15 protein-coding genes are annotated in these 17,756 nt (G+C 70.4%); 11 read left to right on the forward strand and 4 right to left on the reverse strand.

The features are described from left to right. Positions 1-569: 569 nt before the first annotated feature. Complete coding sequence (locus tag IEX31_RS17235) at positions 570-890, reverse strand: aldo/keto reductase (protein WP_229662464.1); 321 nt, start codon at positions 888-890, stop codon at positions 570-572. Positions 891-950: 60 nt separating this feature from the next. Between IEX31_RS17235 and hrpA the strand changes: the two genes are divergently transcribed. Next, positions 951-4,910 carry an ATP-dependent RNA helicase HrpA gene (hrpA, locus tag IEX31_RS17240; RefSeq protein WP_229662465.1) on the forward strand — a complete coding sequence of 1,320 codons (3,960 nt, stop codon included), beginning with the start codon at positions 951-953 and terminating at the stop codon, positions 4,908-4,910. A gap of 171 nt (positions 4,911-5,081) precedes the next feature. Beyond that, on the forward strand, positions 5,082-6,722 hold the full coding sequence (locus IEX31_RS17245) for a M20/M25/M40 family metallo-hydrolase (RefSeq protein WP_188744635.1): 1,641 nt from the start codon (positions 5,082-5,084) through the stop codon (positions 6,720-6,722). Between the two features lie 64 nt (positions 6,723-6,786). Here IEX31_RS17245 and IEX31_RS17250 read toward each other — a convergent pair whose 3' ends face one another. Together IEX31_RS17250 and IEX31_RS17255 are read right to left on the reverse strand one after the other, a co-directional pair. Continuing rightward, positions 6,787-7,299, reverse strand: a complete 513-nt coding sequence (locus IEX31_RS17250; RefSeq protein ID WP_188744636.1) for an SRPBCC domain-containing protein — start codon at positions 7,297-7,299, stop codon at positions 6,787-6,789. Between the two features lie 2 nt (positions 7,300-7,301). Beyond that, positions 7,302-7,655 (reverse strand): ArsR/SmtB family transcription factor, encoded by a 354-nt coding sequence (locus tag IEX31_RS17255; RefSeq protein ID WP_188744637.1) that lies wholly within the window; start codon positions 7,653-7,655, stop codon positions 7,302-7,304. 88 nt (positions 7,656-7,743) lie between these two features. On the opposite strand from IEX31_RS17255, the gene IEX31_RS17260 reads away from it, so the two are divergent. From IEX31_RS17260 to IEX31_RS17295, 8 genes are all read left to right on the forward strand, one after another. Further along, positions 7,744-8,952, forward strand: coding sequence for an MFS transporter (locus IEX31_RS17260; RefSeq protein ID WP_188744638.1), 1,209 nt, complete (start codon positions 7,744-7,746; stop codon positions 8,950-8,952). Positions 8,953-8,966: 14 nt separating this feature from the next. After that, positions 8,967-9,800, forward strand: coding sequence for an aldo/keto reductase (locus IEX31_RS17265; RefSeq protein WP_229662466.1), 834 nt, complete (start codon positions 8,967-8,969; stop codon positions 9,798-9,800). Between the two features lie 127 nt (positions 9,801-9,927). Then, positions 9,928-10,857 (forward strand): DUF4349 domain-containing protein, encoded by a 930-nt coding sequence (locus IEX31_RS17270; RefSeq protein ID WP_188744639.1) that lies wholly within the window; start codon positions 9,928-9,930, stop codon positions 10,855-10,857. Positions 10,858-10,866: 9 nt separating this feature from the next. Further along, positions 10,867-12,030, forward strand: coding sequence for an acyl-CoA dehydrogenase family protein (locus IEX31_RS17275; protein ID WP_188744640.1), 1,164 nt, complete (start codon positions 10,867-10,869; stop codon positions 12,028-12,030). A gap of 82 nt (positions 12,031-12,112) precedes the next feature. After that, positions 12,113-12,289 (forward strand): hypothetical protein, encoded by a 177-nt coding sequence (locus IEX31_RS17280; RefSeq protein ID WP_188744641.1) that lies wholly within the window; start codon positions 12,113-12,115, stop codon positions 12,287-12,289. Between the two features lie 4 nt (positions 12,290-12,293). Next, positions 12,294-13,175, forward strand: a complete 882-nt coding sequence (locus IEX31_RS17285) for an alanyl-tRNA editing protein (protein ID WP_188744642.1) — start codon at positions 12,294-12,296, stop codon at positions 13,173-13,175. 46 nt (positions 13,176-13,221) lie between these two features. Beyond that, complete coding sequence (locus IEX31_RS17290; protein ID WP_188744643.1) at positions 13,222-13,716, forward strand: cation:proton antiporter regulatory subunit; 495 nt, start codon at positions 13,222-13,224, stop codon at positions 13,714-13,716. 9 nt (positions 13,717-13,725) lie between these two features. After that, positions 13,726-14,913, forward strand: coding sequence for a cation:proton antiporter (locus IEX31_RS17295; RefSeq protein ID WP_188744644.1), 1,188 nt, complete (start codon positions 13,726-13,728; stop codon positions 14,911-14,913). Positions 14,914-14,941: 28 nt separating this feature from the next. Here the strand turns inward: IEX31_RS17295 and IEX31_RS17300 are convergent, their stop codons facing one another. Then, positions 14,942-16,057 (reverse strand): LLM class flavin-dependent oxidoreductase, encoded by a 1,116-nt coding sequence (locus tag IEX31_RS17300; RefSeq protein WP_188744648.1) that lies wholly within the window; start codon positions 16,055-16,057, stop codon positions 14,942-14,944. A 203-nt stretch (positions 16,058-16,260) separates the two neighbouring features. Between IEX31_RS17300 and IEX31_RS17305 the strand changes: the two genes are divergently transcribed. Further along, positions 16,261-16,920 carry an NADPH-dependent F420 reductase gene (locus IEX31_RS17305; RefSeq protein WP_188744645.1) on the forward strand — a complete coding sequence of 220 codons (660 nt, stop codon included), beginning with the start codon at positions 16,261-16,263 and terminating at the stop codon, positions 16,918-16,920. Positions 16,921-17,756 lie beyond the last annotated feature (836 nt).

Here is a 17,756-nt window from a genome sequence, read left to right on the forward strand (position 1 = left end):
ACTTGGCACCCAACAACCCCGAAAGGCATCAGGCAAATCTGATCTCAGGCTGAAAAACAATCAAAACTGCTGACTGTCCATCAATCCAAAAAAACCCATCCCCCCACCCCAAAAGGGCAAAGAACACAGGATACAAAAATTGGCATTGAACATAGTGCACGCTATTGAGTTCTCAAGAAACGGACGCACCCGAATTTCAGCCTCGCGGCCTGCCTTCAGGGCAACCTATCCATGATACCACGCCACCTACAGGCTCCAGAACACAAGGCGGAACCAGCAGCCGATGAACGGCCCGGAGTCGCAACGCGAACGTCACGCTCCGTGAGGAAGTGGAACTTCATCTTAGGCTTGAAATCACCGAGTCGCAATGCGCCTTCGAGGTTATCTGGCTAAGATGCCCGCCGTCTCGGCCGGGCCGCGCTGCGTCTTCAAGATCCAGCCGCTTCCCGCACCGCCGTGGCGATGAGTAAGAATTTACGCGGACCTCCTGGCGGGTCCAAATCAGGCTCGCAGCCCGGGCGTGTCGCACGTCGGGCTGTGCCCCGCACGTGTGGTCGAGCTCCTGATGATCACGGGATTCCTCGCTCAATCGACGTCGTCGGGGTGGCCGGCGTCACACCGTGGGCGGCAGCGGCATCCGTCACCTCGTGCAGCTCCAGGAGCGGGTACTTGCCCTGGCCGAGCGGTCCCCAGGCCTCGATCGAGATGCCGTGCTCCTCGGCGAACGCCACGGTCGCGGGCTGCCGGTGGTACGGGTGCAGCTCGATCTGGTCGACGGCGGACACGGTGCGGGTCTCGGCGAGCAGTCGCTCGAGGTGCGGGACGAGGAAGTCCGGGACCCCGATCGAGCGATTGCGGCCCGACTCCTGCATCTGCTCGAAGGCCCGCAATCACCACGTGCCATCCGGCGCGACCGCCTGAGCCGAGGCGCGGTCGTAGGATGGAGGGCTGTGCTTCCCGCCATCACCTATCCCCCAGAGCTGCCGGTCTCCGCGCAGCGCGAGGAGATCGCGCGCGCCCTCCGCGACCACCAGGTCGTGATCGTGGCCGGCGCGACCGGCTCGGGCAAGACGACGCAGCTGCCGAAGATCTGCCTCGAGCTCGGTCGCGAATCGATCGCGCATACGCAACCGCGTCGCATCGCCGCGCGCACCATCGCCGAGCGCATCAGCGACGAGCTCGGCGTCGACCTCGGGGGGCTCGTCGGCTACCAGGTGCGCTTCACCGACCGGGTGAGCGATTCGACGCGCATCAAGGTGATGACCGACGGCATCCTGCTCAACGAGATCCACCGCGACCGCGAGCTTCGCCGCTACGACACGATCATCATCGACGAGGCCCACGAACGCAGCCTCAACATCGACTTCCTGCTCGGGTACCTGAAGCGCCTGCTCCCTCGCCGCCCCGACCTCGGGGTCATCGTCACGAGCGCGACGATCGATCCCGAGAGCTTCGCGCGGCACTTCGCGGATGGCACTGGGACGCCCGCTCCCGTCATCGAGGTGTCGGGGCGCACGTACCCCGTCGAGGTGCGCTACCGTCCGCTGGTCGCCGAGTCGTCGGGCGGCGCCGGCGAGGACGCCGACGACGAGGGCGCGGCGGCCGAAGACAAGGACGTGCAGCGCGGCATCCTCGAGGCCCTCGACGAACTCGAGCGCGAGTCATCCGGCGACGTCCTCGTGTTCCTCTCGGGCGAGAGCGAGATCCGCGATGCCGAAGCCGCGGTGCGCGCCCACTACTGGGGCAGACGAGGCGGCGAGACGGAGGTGCTGCCGCTCTACGGGCGACTGTCATCGGCCGATCAGCACAAGGTCTTCGAGCCGTCGAGGGTCGCGGGCCTGCGACGCAGGGTCGTGCTCGCGACCAACGTCGCGGAGACGAGCCTCACGGTGCCCGGCATCCGGTACGTCGTCGACGCGGGCACCGCGCGTATCAGCCGGTACTCGGTGCGCTCGAATGTGCAGCGCCTGCCGATCGAGCCGATCTCGCAGGCCTCGGCGAGCCAGCGCTCGGGCCGGTCGGGCCGCACGAGCGACGGCATCGCGATCCGCCTCTACTCCGAGGAGGACTTCGAGCGTCGGCCCGCATACACGGATCCCGAGATCCTGCGTACGAACCTAGCGGCCGTCATCCTGCAGATGGCCTCGCTCGGCCTCGGCGAGATCGAGGAGTTCCCGTTCCTGACGCCGCCCGACAGCCGCGGCATCCGCGACGGCCTCCAACTGCTACGCGAGCTCGGGGCGATGGAGGAGCTCACGTCGGGTGACGGGCCGCGGCTCACGCGGGTCGGCCGGCAGCTCGCGCGCCTGCCGATCGAGCCGCGATTCGCGCGCATGGTGCTCGAGTCGAAGACGCAGGGCGTCTCCCGCGAGGTGCTCGCGATCGTCGCGGGCCTCACGATCCAGGATCCGCGCGAGCGGCCGCTCGACAAGCGCGAGCAGGCCGACGGCTTCCACGCGCGCTTCGTCGACCCGACGAGCGACTTCCTCACCCTGCTGAACCTCTGGAACCACCTCGAGGAGAAGCAGCGCGAGCTCTCGGGCAGCGCGTTCCGGCGGATGTGCAAGGCCGAGTTCCTCAACTACCTGCGCGTGCGCGAGTGGCAGGACCTCTACCGCCAGCTGGCGCGGCTCGCGGCACCGCTTGGACTGCACGTCGCGACGACGGCGGGCGCACCCAACGCCGACGGCATCCACCGGGCGCTGCTCGCGGGGCTCCTCTCCCAGATCGGGCTGCGCGACGATTCGAAGACGTCGACCGGCCGCGGCGGCGCGGGCGCAGCGCGCGAGTCCGAGCGGAAGGGCCGCCGCCAGCAGGCGGAGTTCGTCGGCGCCCGCAACTCCCGATTCGTGGTCTTCCCGGGCTCCGCGCTCGCGAAGCGACCGCCGAGCGCCCTCATGAGCGCCGAGCTCGTCGAGACGAGCCGGCTCTTCGCCCGCGTGAACGCCGCGATCGACCCCGCCTGGGCCGAACCGCTCGCGGGCCCGCTCGCCAAGCGCACGTTCAGCGAACCCCGGTGGGAACGCCGGCAGGGCGCCGCGGTCGCCGACGAGAAGGTCACGCTGTTCGGCGTGCCCATCGTGGCGAAGCGCCGAATCCAGTTCTCCCGCGTCGACGCGGCGCTCGCTCGCAAGCTCTTCATCCGGCACGCCCTCGTCGAGGAGGACTGGGACACGACGAGACTCGACAAACGGCTCTTCCGGTTCCTCCGGGCGAATCACGAGCTGCGCCGTGAGCTCGGCGAGGTCGAGGAGCGCACCCGCCGACGCGACATCCTCGCGGGCGACGAGGCCGTCGTCGCCTTCTACGAGGCGAAGGTGCCGGCGGATGTCGCGGACACGCGCGCGTTCGAACGCTGGTGGCGGGGCGAGCATCGCACCCGGCCGGACCTGCTCACCATGACCGCCTCCGATCTACTCGGCGAAGACGCCGAGCCGGATCGCGGCGCCGGCTTCCCCGATCGATGGCGGCAGGGCGACCAGACGCTCTCGCTGTCGTACCGCTTCGAGCCGGGCGCCGACGACGACGGAGTGACGGTGGTCGTCCCGCTCGTGTTGCTGCCCCGCCTCGAGCCGACCGGGTTCGACTGGCAGGTGCCGGGCCTGCGCGACGAGCTCATCCAGGCCATGCTCCGCACGCTCCCGAAGGTACTGCGGCGCCAGGTCGTGCCCGCGGCGGAGTGGGCGGCGAAGATCGCCGCCGAACTGTCGGCCGGTCCTGAGGCGGGCGAGGCGCGGGAGCCGCTCATCGCGGCGGTGGGCCAGGCGATCCGCCGGCTCACCTTCGCTCCCGTCGACCCGTCGGACTTCGAGCTCGACCGGGTGCCTCCACACCTGCGCGTCACGTTCCGCGCCGTCGACGAACGCGGTCGCGCCCTCGGCTCGTCGAAGGACCTCCGCGAACTGCAGGAACGCCTCGCCGACCGCACCCGCGAGGCCGTGGCGAAGGCGGTGTCTGCGAGGGCACGCGCCTCGGGCCCTGAGCCTGTCGAAGGGCCCGCCGCCTCGACAGGCTCAGCGAACGTCCCTCCTTCGCCCGCCCTGGCCGAACGGACCGGCATCACCGCGTGGGAGTGGGACGAGCTGCCCGCGCACCTCGACACGCGCCAGGCGGGCAACGTGATCCGCGCGTACCCCGCTCTCGTCGACGAGAAGTCGTCGGTGGCGCTGCGCCTCGTCGCCACGGCGGAGGAACGCGACCGGGCGTCGCGTCGCGGCATCCGTCGCCTGCTCGTGCTCGCCACGCCGACGCCCGTCGCCTACGTGCAGGAGCACCTGTCGAACGAGGAGAAGCTCTCGCTCGCGGCGAGCGCGTATCCCGGCACCCGGTCGCTGCTCGACGACTGCCTCGTGGCGTGCGTCGACGTCGAGCTGCGCTCCCGGCATCCCGACGGCCTCGTGCGCAGGCGGGCGGAGTTCGAGGCCGTGCGCGATGCGATCGCGGCGAGCGTCGTGGAGCGGATGTTCGAGGCCGTCGCGCTCGTCGCACGCATCCTGCGCACCGCCCGCGAGGCCGACCGTGCGATCACCAGCGCATCGACCGTCCACCTCATGGCGGCCCTCGGTGACGTGCGAACGCAGCTCGAGGCGCTCGTACCCAACGGGTTCGTCTCGGCGACCGGACTCGAACGGCTGCGACACCTGCCGCGCTACCTGGAGGCGATCATCGTTCGCGTGCGCAAGCTCGTCGAGAACCCGGGTCGCGACCGTCAGGCGATGAACCAGCTCGAGCCCTCGATCGCCGCGTTCGAGGCCGCAGGCGGGCGCATCCCGATCGATCCCGAAGCCCCCGAGCAGCTCGTTCGCGTGCGCTGGATGCTCGAGGAGCTTCGGGTGGGCCTCTTCGCCCAGGAGCTCCGCACGGCCGAGACCGTGTCGCCCCAGCGGATCGCGAAGGCGCTCGCGAGCTGAGGCGAGGGAGCCGGTCGACAGCGACTCCATATCGATTCGTGAGCTGCAACGGAACCCCTTGACCTGAGCGGAAGCGCAAGCAAGGGTGGACAAGTCCGGTGGTGTCGTCCCGTCTCGACCAGATCGTTGGGCGACACATCCCCCGGTTCTGCAGAGTCGCAGGGAGAGATCGTGAAGAGAAACCAGAGAGTCGGGTTCGGGGTCGCGGCAGCCACCGCGCTGATCGCCTTGACCGGCACCGCAGCCTATGCCGCAGTGCCCACCGATACGAGCGGGTTGCGAGACGCCGTCTCCGCAGACGCGATCATGGATCATCTGGCCGTGTTGCAGGAGATCGCCGACACCAACGGCGACACGCGCGCCAGCGGCACCACCGGTTACGCCGAGTCGATCGACTACATCCAGTTGCAACTCGAGGCCGCCGGGTACGAGGTGACCAAGCAGGACTTCCTGTTCAACTCGTTCCGCGAACTGTCGCCGGCGGAGTTCGACCGCGTCTCGCCCGACCCCGTCCCGTACGTCGAGGGGACCGACTTCTTCACCGCGGAGTACTCCGGCAGCGGCGACGTCACCGCGCCGTTGGAGGCCGTGGACCTCGTGCTTCCTCCCGGCCCGACGGCGAGCACGTCGAACAGCGGCTGTGAGGAGCTCGACTTCGCCGACTTCGACGCAGGCAACATCGCGCTGGTGCAGCGCGGTACCTGCGACTTCTCCGTGAAGGCCCACAACGCCTTCGTGGCCGGCGCCGTCGGCGTGATCATCTTCAACGAGGGACAGGAGGGCCGCACGGAGACGCTGGCAGCCACCCTCGGCGACCAGTTCAGCGACCCGATCCCCGTGATCGGCACCTCGTTCGAGATCGGCGACGAGCTGGCTTCCCTCCTCGCGCAGGGCGAGGTGGTCATCCACCTGAAGACCGACACGCTGATCGAGCTCGACGTGCCGACCGCCAACCTCATCGCCGAGACCCCGACCGGGCGTGACGACCGCGTGGTCATGGCGGGCGCGCACCTCGACTCCGTGCCCGACGGCCCCGGGATCGAGGACAACGGAACCGGGTCGGCGACCCTGCTCGAGACCGCGCTCCAGATGGCGGACCTCGGCATCGAGCCGCGCAACACCGTCCGCTTCGCATGGTGGGGCGCCGAGGAGGCCGGCCTCGTCGGGTCGCAGTTCTACGTCGACTCGCTCACCAAGAGCCAGGCGAAGGACGTCGAACTGTACCTCAACTTCGACATGATCGGCTCGCCGAACTACGCCCGGTTCGTCTACGACGGCGACGGCGGCGCGTTCGGCATCAAGGGCCCGAGCGGCAGCGCCAACATCGAGCGGACCTTCGAGGACTACTTCGCCTCGCAGGGTCTCGCCTCGGAGCCGACCGCGTTCGACGGACGCTCGGACTACGACGCGTTCATCACCGCGGGCATCCCGGCCGGCGGCCTGTTCACCGGTGCAGAGGGCGCGAAGACCGAGGAGCAGGTCCCGCTCTACGGCGGGCTCGCGAACTTCGCGGGTGAGCCGGTGTCGTACGACCCGTGCTACCACCAGGCGTGCGACAGCATGGACCCGATCGCCGACGGAGCCGACGCGGACCTCTACGAGGCGCTGAACACGGCCTACTCGGGCGCGCTGGAGTTCAACGGCGTGATCACCAACATCAACACCGTGGCACTCGACGAGATGTCGGATGCCGTCGCGCACGCCATCCTGACGTACGCGATGTCGACCTCATCGGTGAACGGCACGGCGAAGGGATCGCCGGTCGCAACGGAGAAGGTCGGGGACCGGCTCGGCTCCCACTTCATGCGCTGACGGGGTGCCCAACGGGTCGGCCTCTCGCACCCGGTGCGAGGGGCCGGCTCGGTTTCGGAGCCCCTCAGTGCCGCGCGGCGTCGAATCGCAACGCGTACGTCGGGGCCATCTCGGCGAACCGGCGCTGCCACGCCTCGCCCTCGGCGTGGTCACCCGACGGGTCGGCGAGGTGCGCGGAGAGCGCCTCCAGGTAGGCGTGCCATCCGGCGCCGTAGTCGACGTCGGTGACACCCTCGTGCCGAAGGCTGAGCCTCGTGCGACGACCCTCGGCCCGCAGTCGCACGGTCAGCTCGGAGCGCGGCTCGCCCTGCACCTGCCACGACGTGCTGAATCCGTTCGGCGGATCGCACGACGTGATCTCCCCGACGCAGTAGACGCCGCCGTCGGAGCCGATGGCCTCCCAGCGGCCGCCGAGCCGGAAATCGCCTCGGTACGGGACCATCCAACGAGCGAGGCGCTCGGGCGCGGTCACCGCCTCCCAGAGGTCCTCGGGATGGGTGTCGTAGAGCTCGTCGAACTCCAGCAGGAATCCGGTGCCGCTCGGCGCCGAGGATACGCGGCCCTCGTGGATGGTCATGGTCACTCCTTCGTGGGTTCGGAATCGGTGCGGCGGCGCTCCCGCTTGCCTCGCGCCACCTCCGTGTGCAACGCAGCGAGCCCCGCGGTCCAGGTCGAGCGGTACCGCTCCAGTTGGCGGTCGGCCTCCTCGAGCCCGCCGGGGTCGATCGAGTAGAGACGGCGGGCACCCTCGGCTCGGACCGTCGCGAAACCGCTCTCGCGGAGGATGCGGAGCTGCCGCGAGACGGCGGGCTGCGTGATGCTGAACTCGCCGCCCACGGCCTCGACGACCTCGCCGGCGCTCGCCTCGCCGCCCGACAGCAGGTCGAGGATCCGGCGCCGCACCGGATCCCCGAGCACATCGAATGCGTGCATACCGGGCACTATATCAGTACGGTTTTATATATGTCTAGAGTGATGTCTACGTCTCCGCGCGACCGCCGGTCGATAGAGTGGATTCACCGTGGGCAGCTACTCCGATCTCCTCAGAACCTCGGGCGTCGCTCGTATCCTCGCCGCCCAGCTGACGGCACGGTTCCCGTCTGGCATGCTCTCGCTGGCGTTCCTGCTGCACATCGAGCGCCAGACGGGCTCCTACGGCGCCGCGGGTCTCGTGCTGGCCGCCACGTCGATCGGACAGGCCGTGGCCGGACCCCTCACGAGCCGGTTCATGGGGCGATGGGGCATGCGGCCCGTGCTCATCACGACGCTCGTCGTCTGCGTGACGTCCGTCGTCGCGATCGGCGTGCTCCCGCTCACGGTGCCGCTGTACATGGCGATCGGGCTCGTCGCCGGCCTGGCGACTCCGCCCGTGCAGCCCGCGGTGCGAACCATCTACCCCAAGATGGTGAACTCGCGGCAGCTGACCCCGCTCTTCTCGCTCGACGCCTCGGCGCAGGAGATCATCTGGGTCGTCGGCCCGGTCGTGACGGCGTTCGTGTCGACCCAGATCGGCACCGTGTGGGGCATCCTGCTCGCGGCGGCCCTCATGGTGATCGGCGGGATCTGGTTCATCTCGTCGCCCGAACTCGGGCGCGTCCGCATCCCCCGTTCCAAGCGGAGATTCGGGGCGGTCCTCGCCCGCCCGCCCGTCATGCTCGCGACGATCGTCGGTTTCCTGCTCATCGGCGCCGCCGCGGCGATCGAAGCCGGCGTCGTCGCGGTCTTCGGTCACGACGGCGCGCAGGCGGGCATCGTGCTCGCGATCTTCTCCATCGGCAGCCTCGCGGGCGGCCTGTTCCTCGGCCACGTGCCGATCGGGCCATGGGCGACCGCGCGCCGCATGTTCATCGTCTTCGCCGGCACCGCCCTGGCGGCGTTCGTGATGGACTTCTGGTGGCTCTCGGCGACGCTGTTCATCGCGGGCATCGGCATCGCCCCCGTGCTCGCCGTGCTGTTCGCCATCGTCTCGGCGAGCGTGAAGTTCTCCGACACCGCGGAGGCGTACGGGTGGGTCGGCACCGGCCAGCTCATCGGCGCGGCGCTCGGGTCGGCACTCGCCGGGTTCCTCATCGACGGCTACGGGGCGCAGGGTGCGTTCTGGGCCGCGACGGGTCTCGCGTTCGTGGGGTTCGTCGTGTCCGCGCTCGGCCGGCGCTGGCATCCCGACCTCAGGGGCCGTGACGCGAGCCCGATCCCCGACACCGAACCGGTGCCGCTGCAACCCAGTTGAGAAGGAGCCGACGGATGTCGCAGCCGATCACGCCCGCACCCCGCCTGTCGCTCGAAGACGGCGCCACCATCCCGCAGCTCGGCTACGGGCTCTACAGGGTTCCGCCTTCCGACACCGCGCGCCTGTGCCGCGACGCCATCGACATCGGATACCGCCACCTCGACACGGCGGCGTTCTACGGCAACGAGGAGGCCGTCGGCGAGGCGGTGCGCGACGCCCCCGTGCCGCGTGAGGAGCTCTTCGTCACGAGCAAGGTGTGGAAGGACGACAACGGCTACGACACCACGCTGCGCGCCTTCGAGCGGTCGATGGCGCTCCTCGCCCTCGACCGGCTCGACCTGTACCTCATCCACTGGCCGGTCCCGTCGACCGACCGCTACGTCGACACCTGGCGCGCGCTCATCCGCCTGCAGCAGGAGGGCCGGGTGCGCTCGATCGGCGTGGCGAACTTCCACGCGCATCACATCGAGCGGATCGTCGCCGAGACCGGCGTGACGCCCGTCGTCAACCAGGTCGAACTGCACCCGTGGCTCCCGCAGACGGAACTGCGCGAGTTCGACGAGCGCCACGACATCCGCACCGAAGCATGGTCGCCGCTCGCGCGCGGCCGGATCCTCGGCACGCCGCTCCTCGACGACCTCGCCGACAAGCACGGCCGCACACCCGCGCAGATCGTGCTGCGATGGCATGTCGAGTTCGGCAACATCGTGATACCGAAGGCGTCGTCGCCCGAGCGCCTGCGCGAGAACCTCGACGTCTTCGACTTCGCGCTCGATGCCGACGACCTCGCGGCGATCGCGTCGCTGGAGACGGGCGAACGCACGGGCCGCGACCCCGATCTCGACTGACCGGACGAGCGGCGCCCACGCTTCGTTGGGGCCGCTCGGCGACTCACAGCAAAGCGCAATCCGATCGTGACCGGACTCCCAGCCGAGCACCAGACAACGGATTCACGCGCCGCAATACAGTGAGCGCATGAGACGACTCGCACCCGCGGCGGCGGCCGCCGCGATGATCGCACTGCTCTTCGCCGGCTGCACCGCCGGCGGCTCCTCGGACTCCGGCGTGCCCGCGGTCGAGGCCCCCTCGGGCGGGGTCGCCCCCGAACCCGGGCTCGACGGCGAGGCGGCGCAGGAGGCCGTGGACGACTCGGCGGACTCGCAGCTCACCGACCGCAGCGTCATCACGACGGGATGGGTCTCCATCACGGTCGACGACCCGATCGCGAACGCCGAGGACGTCGCCGAGCTCACCGAACGCGCGGGCGGCCGGGTCGACAATCGAAGTGAGACACCCGGCACCGACACGCAGCCGGCGAGCGCGTCGCTCACCCTTCGGATCCCCTCCGACGAGCTCGACGGCGTCGTCGACGAGCTGCGCGAGCTCGGCACGGTCAATTCCGTGTCCATGAACGCGTCGGATGTCACGCAGCAGCGCCAGGACCTCGACGCTCGCATCGACGCACTGAGCGCCTCGGTCGACCGCTTGCGCGAGCTGCTCGCCACGGCGACCTCGATCACCGATCTCATCGCCATCGAGTCGGAGCTCACCACCCGACAGGCCGAGCTCGACAGCCTCACGCAGCAGCGCGACTGGCTCGTCGACCAGGTGGACTACTCGACGCTGACCGTCGAACTGGTCACCGAGGAGGTCGTGCCCGACCCGGCGCCCGACGACTTCTGGAGCGGCCTCGTCGCGGGCTGGAACGCGCTCGTCGACTTCGCGAAGTGGCTCGGCATCGCGGTCGGCGTCCTCCTGCCCTGGGTCGGCGTCCTGCTCGCCGCCGCCGCCCTCATCGTTGCCGTCGTCGTCGTCGCGACACGCGGACGTCGGCATCGAACGGATGCCCCGACCGCTGAGACGACGACGCCCGAGGCATCCCGGAGCGACGTGTCGCGGGCGTAGTCTGGCGTCGTGAGCTCGACGCATCGAACCCTGCTGCACGACGACCTCCTGGAACGGCTCCGCGAGCGCGCGGCCGGCTACGACCGTGAGAACACCTTCTTCACCGAGGACCTCGCCGAGCTCCGCGAGGCGGGCTACCTGCGGGCCCTCGTGCCTGAGGAGCTCGGCGGGCTCGGCTGGGGCTTCGATGAGGCGGTCAGGGCGCAGATGCGGCTCGCGGGCGCCGCGCCCGCCACGGCGCTCGCGGTGAACATGCACCTCGTGTGGACGGGCGTCGCCAAGATCCTGCGCGATCGCGGCGACGACACGCTCGAGTTCGTGCTCCGCGAGGCTGGCACGGGCGAGATCTTCGGCTTCGGCATCAGTGAAGCCGGCAACGACCTCATGCTGTTCGGCTCTCGCACGAAGGCCGAACCGCAGCCGGGCGGCGGCTACCGCTACACCGGCCGGAAGATCTTCACCTCGCTCGCGCCAGCGTGGACGCGGCTCGGCACGATGGGCCTCGACGCCACCTCGCCGGACGCGCCGAAGATCGTGTACGGGTTCATCGACCGCGAGGATCCCGACGTGCGCACGCTCGACGACTGGGACACCATGGGCATGCGCGCCAGCCAGAGCCGCACGACGGTGCTCGACGGCGGGTTCGCGGCACCCGACCGCATCGTGCGCCGACTCGATCCCGGCCCGAATGCCGATCCGTTCACCTTCGGCATCTTCGCGAGCTTCGAGCTGCTGCTCGCCTCGGTCTACGCCGGCATCGGCGCACGCGCCCTCGACCTCGCGGTCGCCGCCGCGCACCGCCGGACGTCGATGAATCACGACGGCCGCACGCTCGCGCAGGATCCCGACATCCGCTGGCGGGTGGCCGACGCCGCACTCGCACAGGACGCATTGGAACCCCAGCTCGTGGCGGTCGCCCGCGACCTCGACGACCTCGTCGACCACGGCGGACTGTGGTTCGCGAAGCTCGTGGGCGTGAAGGTTCGGGCAACCGAGACCGCCAAGCAGGTGGTCGACCAGGCCGTGCGCGTGGCGGGCGGTTCGAGCTACTTCGCCGGCTCCGAACTGGGTCGTCTCTACCGCGACGTGCTCGCGGGGATCTTCCACCCCTCCGACGACGAGTCGGCCCACTCGACCGTCGCGACCGCGTGGCTCGGACCCGCCGAGGGGTGAGCCGGGCGTTGACGCGACGGCCGTCGCGCGGCCGGTAGACTGGCGCGGGCGGCGATCGCCGCACCGCATTCTGGAGGTCGTTGTGAACGTCGTCGCATTCCTCGTCGCCATGGGCATCTTCACGTTCAGCCTGTGGCTCATGAGCATCGCCCCCGGGGTGGTGGGCTTCGAAGCCATCCTGTTCTTCGTCGCCATCCTGTGCGCGTCCGTCGCCGTCGCGATCCCAGTGAACATCCTCGGCCGCTCCGACGGCGTCTGACCGGATGCCACTGCCCTCGCAGGACACCCGCGTCACCTACCCCGACGGCGCACTCGTCGCATCGACGCGCGTGCTGCACGTCGCTGCGACCGGTAACGGCCGCAACGCCGTGATCACGGAGGCCACGAGCTTCCATCCGGTGGACGCGTCGTGGCCCGACCAGCCCGCCGACACCGGCACCCTCCGTGTCCGCGGCGTCGAGCACGTCGTCCGCGATGCCGTCGTCGCCGCGACCGACGGCGAGTCGCTGCACCTCGGCTCCGACATCCCGGTGCGCAAGGGCACCGAGGGCTGGGCGTTCGTCGTCGCGCACCTGATCGACGCCGACGCCGACATCGCCGAGGGCGATGAGGTGGAGATCGAAGCGGATGCCGCGATGAGGCGTGCCCTCTCGGCGGGGCACACGGCGTGCCACCTCGCGTCCCTCGCACTGAACCGGGTGCTCGCCGACCGCTGGTCCAAGCCCGCACGCGAGGACGCACTCGGCAGCCCCGACTTCGACGGCATCGCGATCGACACGTCGCGCATCACGGCGAACGGGTCGGTGGACCGATACCGCCTCAACAAGTCGCTGAGACGCTCGGGCTTCGACACCGCGTCGCTCGCGGTCGACGCCTCCGCGATCGATCATCGCGCGGTGATCGACCAGCTCGATCGCTGGATCGCCTCGGGAGCGCCCGTGCGTGTCGAGTCAGACGGGGACGGCCTGACCGATCGCCGCTCGTGGGTGTGCGAGCTGCCCGAGGGCACTGCGCGCATCCCATGCGGGGGCACGCACCTCGGCTCGCTCGCGGAGCTGTCGGCCGTGCTCCCGTCGTTCGCGCTCCTCGACGACGCAGGCACCCCCGTGCTCGAGATGACGACCGAGGCCCGTCCCCGACACTGACCCGCAGGTGCCGGCGGCACCCGACGACGGGGCTACGATAGCGGGCGTGGGTATCAGAATCGAGAAGGTCGATCTGCCCGGGATCGGCGTTCGCCACGATCTCGTCACCGAGGGCGGCCGACGGATCAGTGTCGTCTCGCACCGGGACGGCGAACGCGACCTCGGCGTCTTCGACGTCGACGATCCCGACGCCTGCCGCGACTCCATTCCGCTGAACGACGACGAGGCCGCCGCGCTCGCCGATGTGCTCGGGACATCCGTCATGCTCAGCCGGCTCACGAGCCTCAGCGACGAGACCGCAGGTCTGTACACCGAGCAGATCGCACTGCCGACGGATTCGCCCTACCTGAATCACCGACTCGGCGACACGAAGGCTCGCACGCGCACGCACGCGTCGATCGTGGCGATCGTTCGCGACGCGGCGATCATCCCCTCGCCGACCCCGGCGGAGATGCTGCGCGCGGGCGACGTCCTCGTCGTCGTCGGCACCCGTGAAGGACTCGACGGGGTAGCCCGCCTGCTCGCCAACGGCCCCGACTGAGGGGTCGTCGTGCACGAGACCACGCTGCTCCTGATCGAAGTCGGCGCGCTGCTCCTCGGCATGAGCCTCCTCGGGCGCGTGGCGCTCCTGATCGGCATCTCGCCGATCCCGTTCTACCTCCTCCTCGGGTTGGCCTTCGGCGAGGGCGGCTTCGTGCCGCTCGCGGCGAGTGAGGAGTTCCTCCAGACCGCCTCCGAGATCGGCGTCATCCTGCTCCTCGCGCTGCTCGGGCTCGAGTACACGGCCTCGGAGCTCCTGGACAGCCTGAAGTCGGCTCGCACCGCCGGCCTCATCGACGCGGCCCTCAACGCCCTCCCGGGTGCCGCACTCGCGTTGCTGCTCGGCTGGGGACCCGTCGCGGCCGTCGCCCTGGCGGGCGTGACCTGGATCTCATCGTCGGGCGTCATCGCCAAGCTCCTGCGCGATCTCGGGCGTCTTTCGAACCGCGAGACCCCGGCGATCCTCGCGGTGCTCGTCATCGAGGACCTCGCGATGGCGTTCTACCTGCCGGTGCTCTCGGCGATCGTCATCGGCGTGAGCCTGGTGCAGGGCGCGGTCTCGGTCGCCGTCGCGGTGGCCGTCGTGAGCCTCATCCTCTTCATCGCGCTGCGCCACGGCCACATCGTGTCGCGGCTGTTCCCCGCCGACGAGTTCGAGCCGCTGCTGCTCGGTGTGCTGGGCCTCACCATGCTCGTCGCCGGGGTCGCGGCGGAGGTCAACGTCTCGGCCGCCGTCGGCGCGTTCCTCGTGGGCATCGCGCTCTCGGGCCGCGTCGCGACCAACGCGAGCCAAGTGCTCACCCCGTTGCGCGATCTCTTCGCCGCGACGTTCTTCCTCTTCTTCGGGCTCACGACCGATTCCTCGGAACTCGTGATGATGCTCCCCGCAGCGCTGGGCCTCGCCGCGGTCACGATCCTCACCAAGCTCGTCACCGGCGCCTACGCCGCCCGGCGCGCGGGCGTCGGCACGCTCGGTCAGTGGCGCGCCGGCCTCTCCCTCGTGCCGCGCGGGGAGTTCTCGATCGTGATCGCGGGCATCGCGGTGGGCGCGGGCGTGAACCCCGCGCTCGCGCCGCTCGCGACCGCGTACGTGCTGATCACGATCATCGCCGGCACGTTCCTCGCGCGACTGCCCGAGGCGGCGTGGTTCCGCGGCATCGTGCGCCGGCGGGCTCTGCGCGCGGCGGGCGCCGCGTGAGCTCGACGGGCCCGTTCAGCCCGGCGGGTCAGTCGGCCGGGTGCTCGGCGGCGGCCGCGGCATCCGCTCGGTCGGCGGCGGCGACGGCGTCGGGCTCGGCGGCATCCGCCACGGCGAGGAGCTCCCGCACCCGCGGCACCACCTCGGTCGCGTAGCGTTCGATGCTGCCCATGAGCGCCTCGTGCGACAGGGTGCCGTTGGAGTACTTGAGGTCGAAGCGGCTCGCGCCGATCGACCGCATCGCCGCGGCGATCTTCGGCGCGACGGTCTCGGGCGATCCGGCGTAGATCGCACCGTTCGGCCCCGCCTCGTCTTCGAAGTGCTGGCGGCTCACGGGACCCCAGCCGCGCTCGCGTCCGATGCGGTCGATGAGCACCTTGTAGTGCGGCCAGAGCGTGTCGAGCGCCTCCTCGTCGCTGTCGGCGATGAAGCCGGGCGAGTGGATCGCGATGGGCTGGAGCGGGTGACCGAACTGGTCGAGCGCCCGCCGGTAGAGGTCGGCGAGCGGCGCGAAGCGAGCCGGGCTGCCACCGATGATCGCGAGCACCAGCGGGAGGCCGTAGTGCGCGGCGCGCACCACCGACTCCGGGCTGCCGCCCACGCCGACCCACGTCTTCAGGCGCCCATGCTCGACGGGCGGGTAGACGAGCTGGTCGGTGAGCGGGGAGCGCAGCTCGCCCGACCACGTGACCGGCTCCTGCGGCAGCAGCGCCGCGAAGAGGTTGAGCTTCTCCTCGAAGAGCTCCTGGTACTGGCTCAGCTCGAATCCGAAGAGCGGGAACGACTCGATGAACGATCCCCGGCCGAGGATGACCTCCGCGCGGCCGCCGGAGAGCCCGTCGAGGGTCGCGAACCGCTGGAACACGCGCACGGGGTCGTCGGAACTCAGCACGGTGACGGCGGAACCCAGGTGGATCCGCTCCGTGCGACCGGCGATCGCGGCGAGGACGACCTCGGGCGCCGACACGGCGAACTCGTGGCGGTGGTGCTCACCGATGCCGAAGAAGTCGAGACCGAGCCGGTCGGCGAGTTCCGCCTCCTCGACGACGTTGCGCAGCACCTGCGCGTGCGGAAGGCGGGTGCCGTCGGGCCCCTCCGTCACATCCCCGAAGGTGTCGAGCCCGAATTCGTAGCGCCCAGTCATGTCCTGTCCCATCTCCGCGCTCCATGTCTCCGCGTCCCATGCGAACGCATGCAGTACCGGGGAACCCCCGTCACCGCGAGACTATTCCTCCGGGCACGGTCGCCGCGACCGACCACGGGCGCGGCTGGGAATGCGCCCATGTCGCCGGGCGTTCCGGATGGATGTCGACGCATGCAGTGAGTACGGCGCGCGAGAATGGAGACATGGACGTGACGGATCGGCCAGCCATCGGCATCTTCGGAGCGGGGAAGGTGGGCACCGCGCTCGCCCGCCTGCTCGTGGCATCCGGCTACGACGTCCTCATGGCCGGCTCGCCGCGGCAGACGGCGCTCGACCTGCTCGTCTCGGTCGTTGCGCCGGGTGCCCGGGTGGCCTCGCCCGACGACCTCGTCGCGGGTTCCGACGTCATCATCGTCGCGGTGCCGTTCGGCAAGGCCGGCGCCCTGCCCTGGGCGGACTTCGGCGGCCGCATCGTCGTCGACGCGACGAACTACTGGCCGCCCGTCGACGGGCACATCGCCGACGTCGACGCCGACGAGCGCTCGACGAGCGAGATCAACGCCGCGCGCAATCCAATCGCCCGCGTCGTGAAGTCCCTCAACCACCTCGGATACCACGAAATGGAGGACGACGCCATGGACCCCGGGTCGCCCCTGCGCCGCGCGCTCGCGGTGGTCGGCGACGACCCCGAGGCACGGGCGGTCATCGCCCGCATCATCGACGACATCGGCTTCGACGCCGTCGACGGCGGTGACCTGGCCAACGGGCGCGCGCTCGAGCCCGGGCACCCCGCCTTCGGTCGCGAGCTCTCGGCACGCGAACTGGCCGGGCTCCTGATGCCCGCGGGACACCTCGCCGCCTGACGCCGCCCCGTCGCCGCCCGACGCCGCCCCGTCGCCGCCCGACGCCGCCCGCGCAGGAATGCACCCATCCGGCAAGGGCGCACCGATCAGGCGAGCCCCAACCGTCCACGCCGCGGCCTCACCGGGGGCCTGATCGAGTTCGAACCTGGCGCGCCCCCCGAGGCGTGGGCGCTCGTCGGGATCCACGTGGGGTGGGGGGATGAGCCACACGTTGCCGTCGGCGACGCGGATGACCCAGCCGTCGCCATGGATCGCGTGGTGGCAGGGACCCAGAGGAGCACGCCGTTCTCGAGGTCGGTGGGGCCGGCGTCGCATTCCCACCAGTGGATGTGGTGCGCCTCGACGTTGCCGATGCTCTGGCCGCAGGAGGCGCAGCCGCCGTCGCGTTCGGCGAGCGCGAAGCGTTGCTGCGGGATCGTGCGAGGGTCGTCGACCACCGGCGACGCCTGGCCGTGGTCGCGGCGCCGAAGCGCGTCGCCCACGAGCGTGTCGATCGCGGCCTTCACGGGGGCGGCGCATCAACATGATCGCCGATGCCGCGGCGACCAGCCGCACCGGGTTGTGGGACCCCCGCGCCCTCGCCAGCCCCACGTCTCCGAACTCGGGCCCGGAACGCCGGGCGACCTCGGCGGCCACCCGGGCCAGCAGCGCGTCGGCATCGCGTCGCGACAGGGCCAGCGCGTCGGCCACCCGCACCAGCCCGGCCTCGCTCAACTGCGCCGCCTCGGTCTGCGGCAATCCCCTGAAACCGTAGAGACATGATTTTGGGGGATCCTTCCCCCCCGATAGCGGCCGCCTGGTGGCGCCCGGAGCCGGCGTCAAGGCTGGCCGGAGGC

The organism is Agromyces bauzanensis, assembly GCF_014645655.1.
GTDB classification, from domain to species: domain Bacteria; phylum Actinomycetota; class Actinomycetes; order Actinomycetales; family Microbacteriaceae; genus Agromyces; species Agromyces bauzanensis.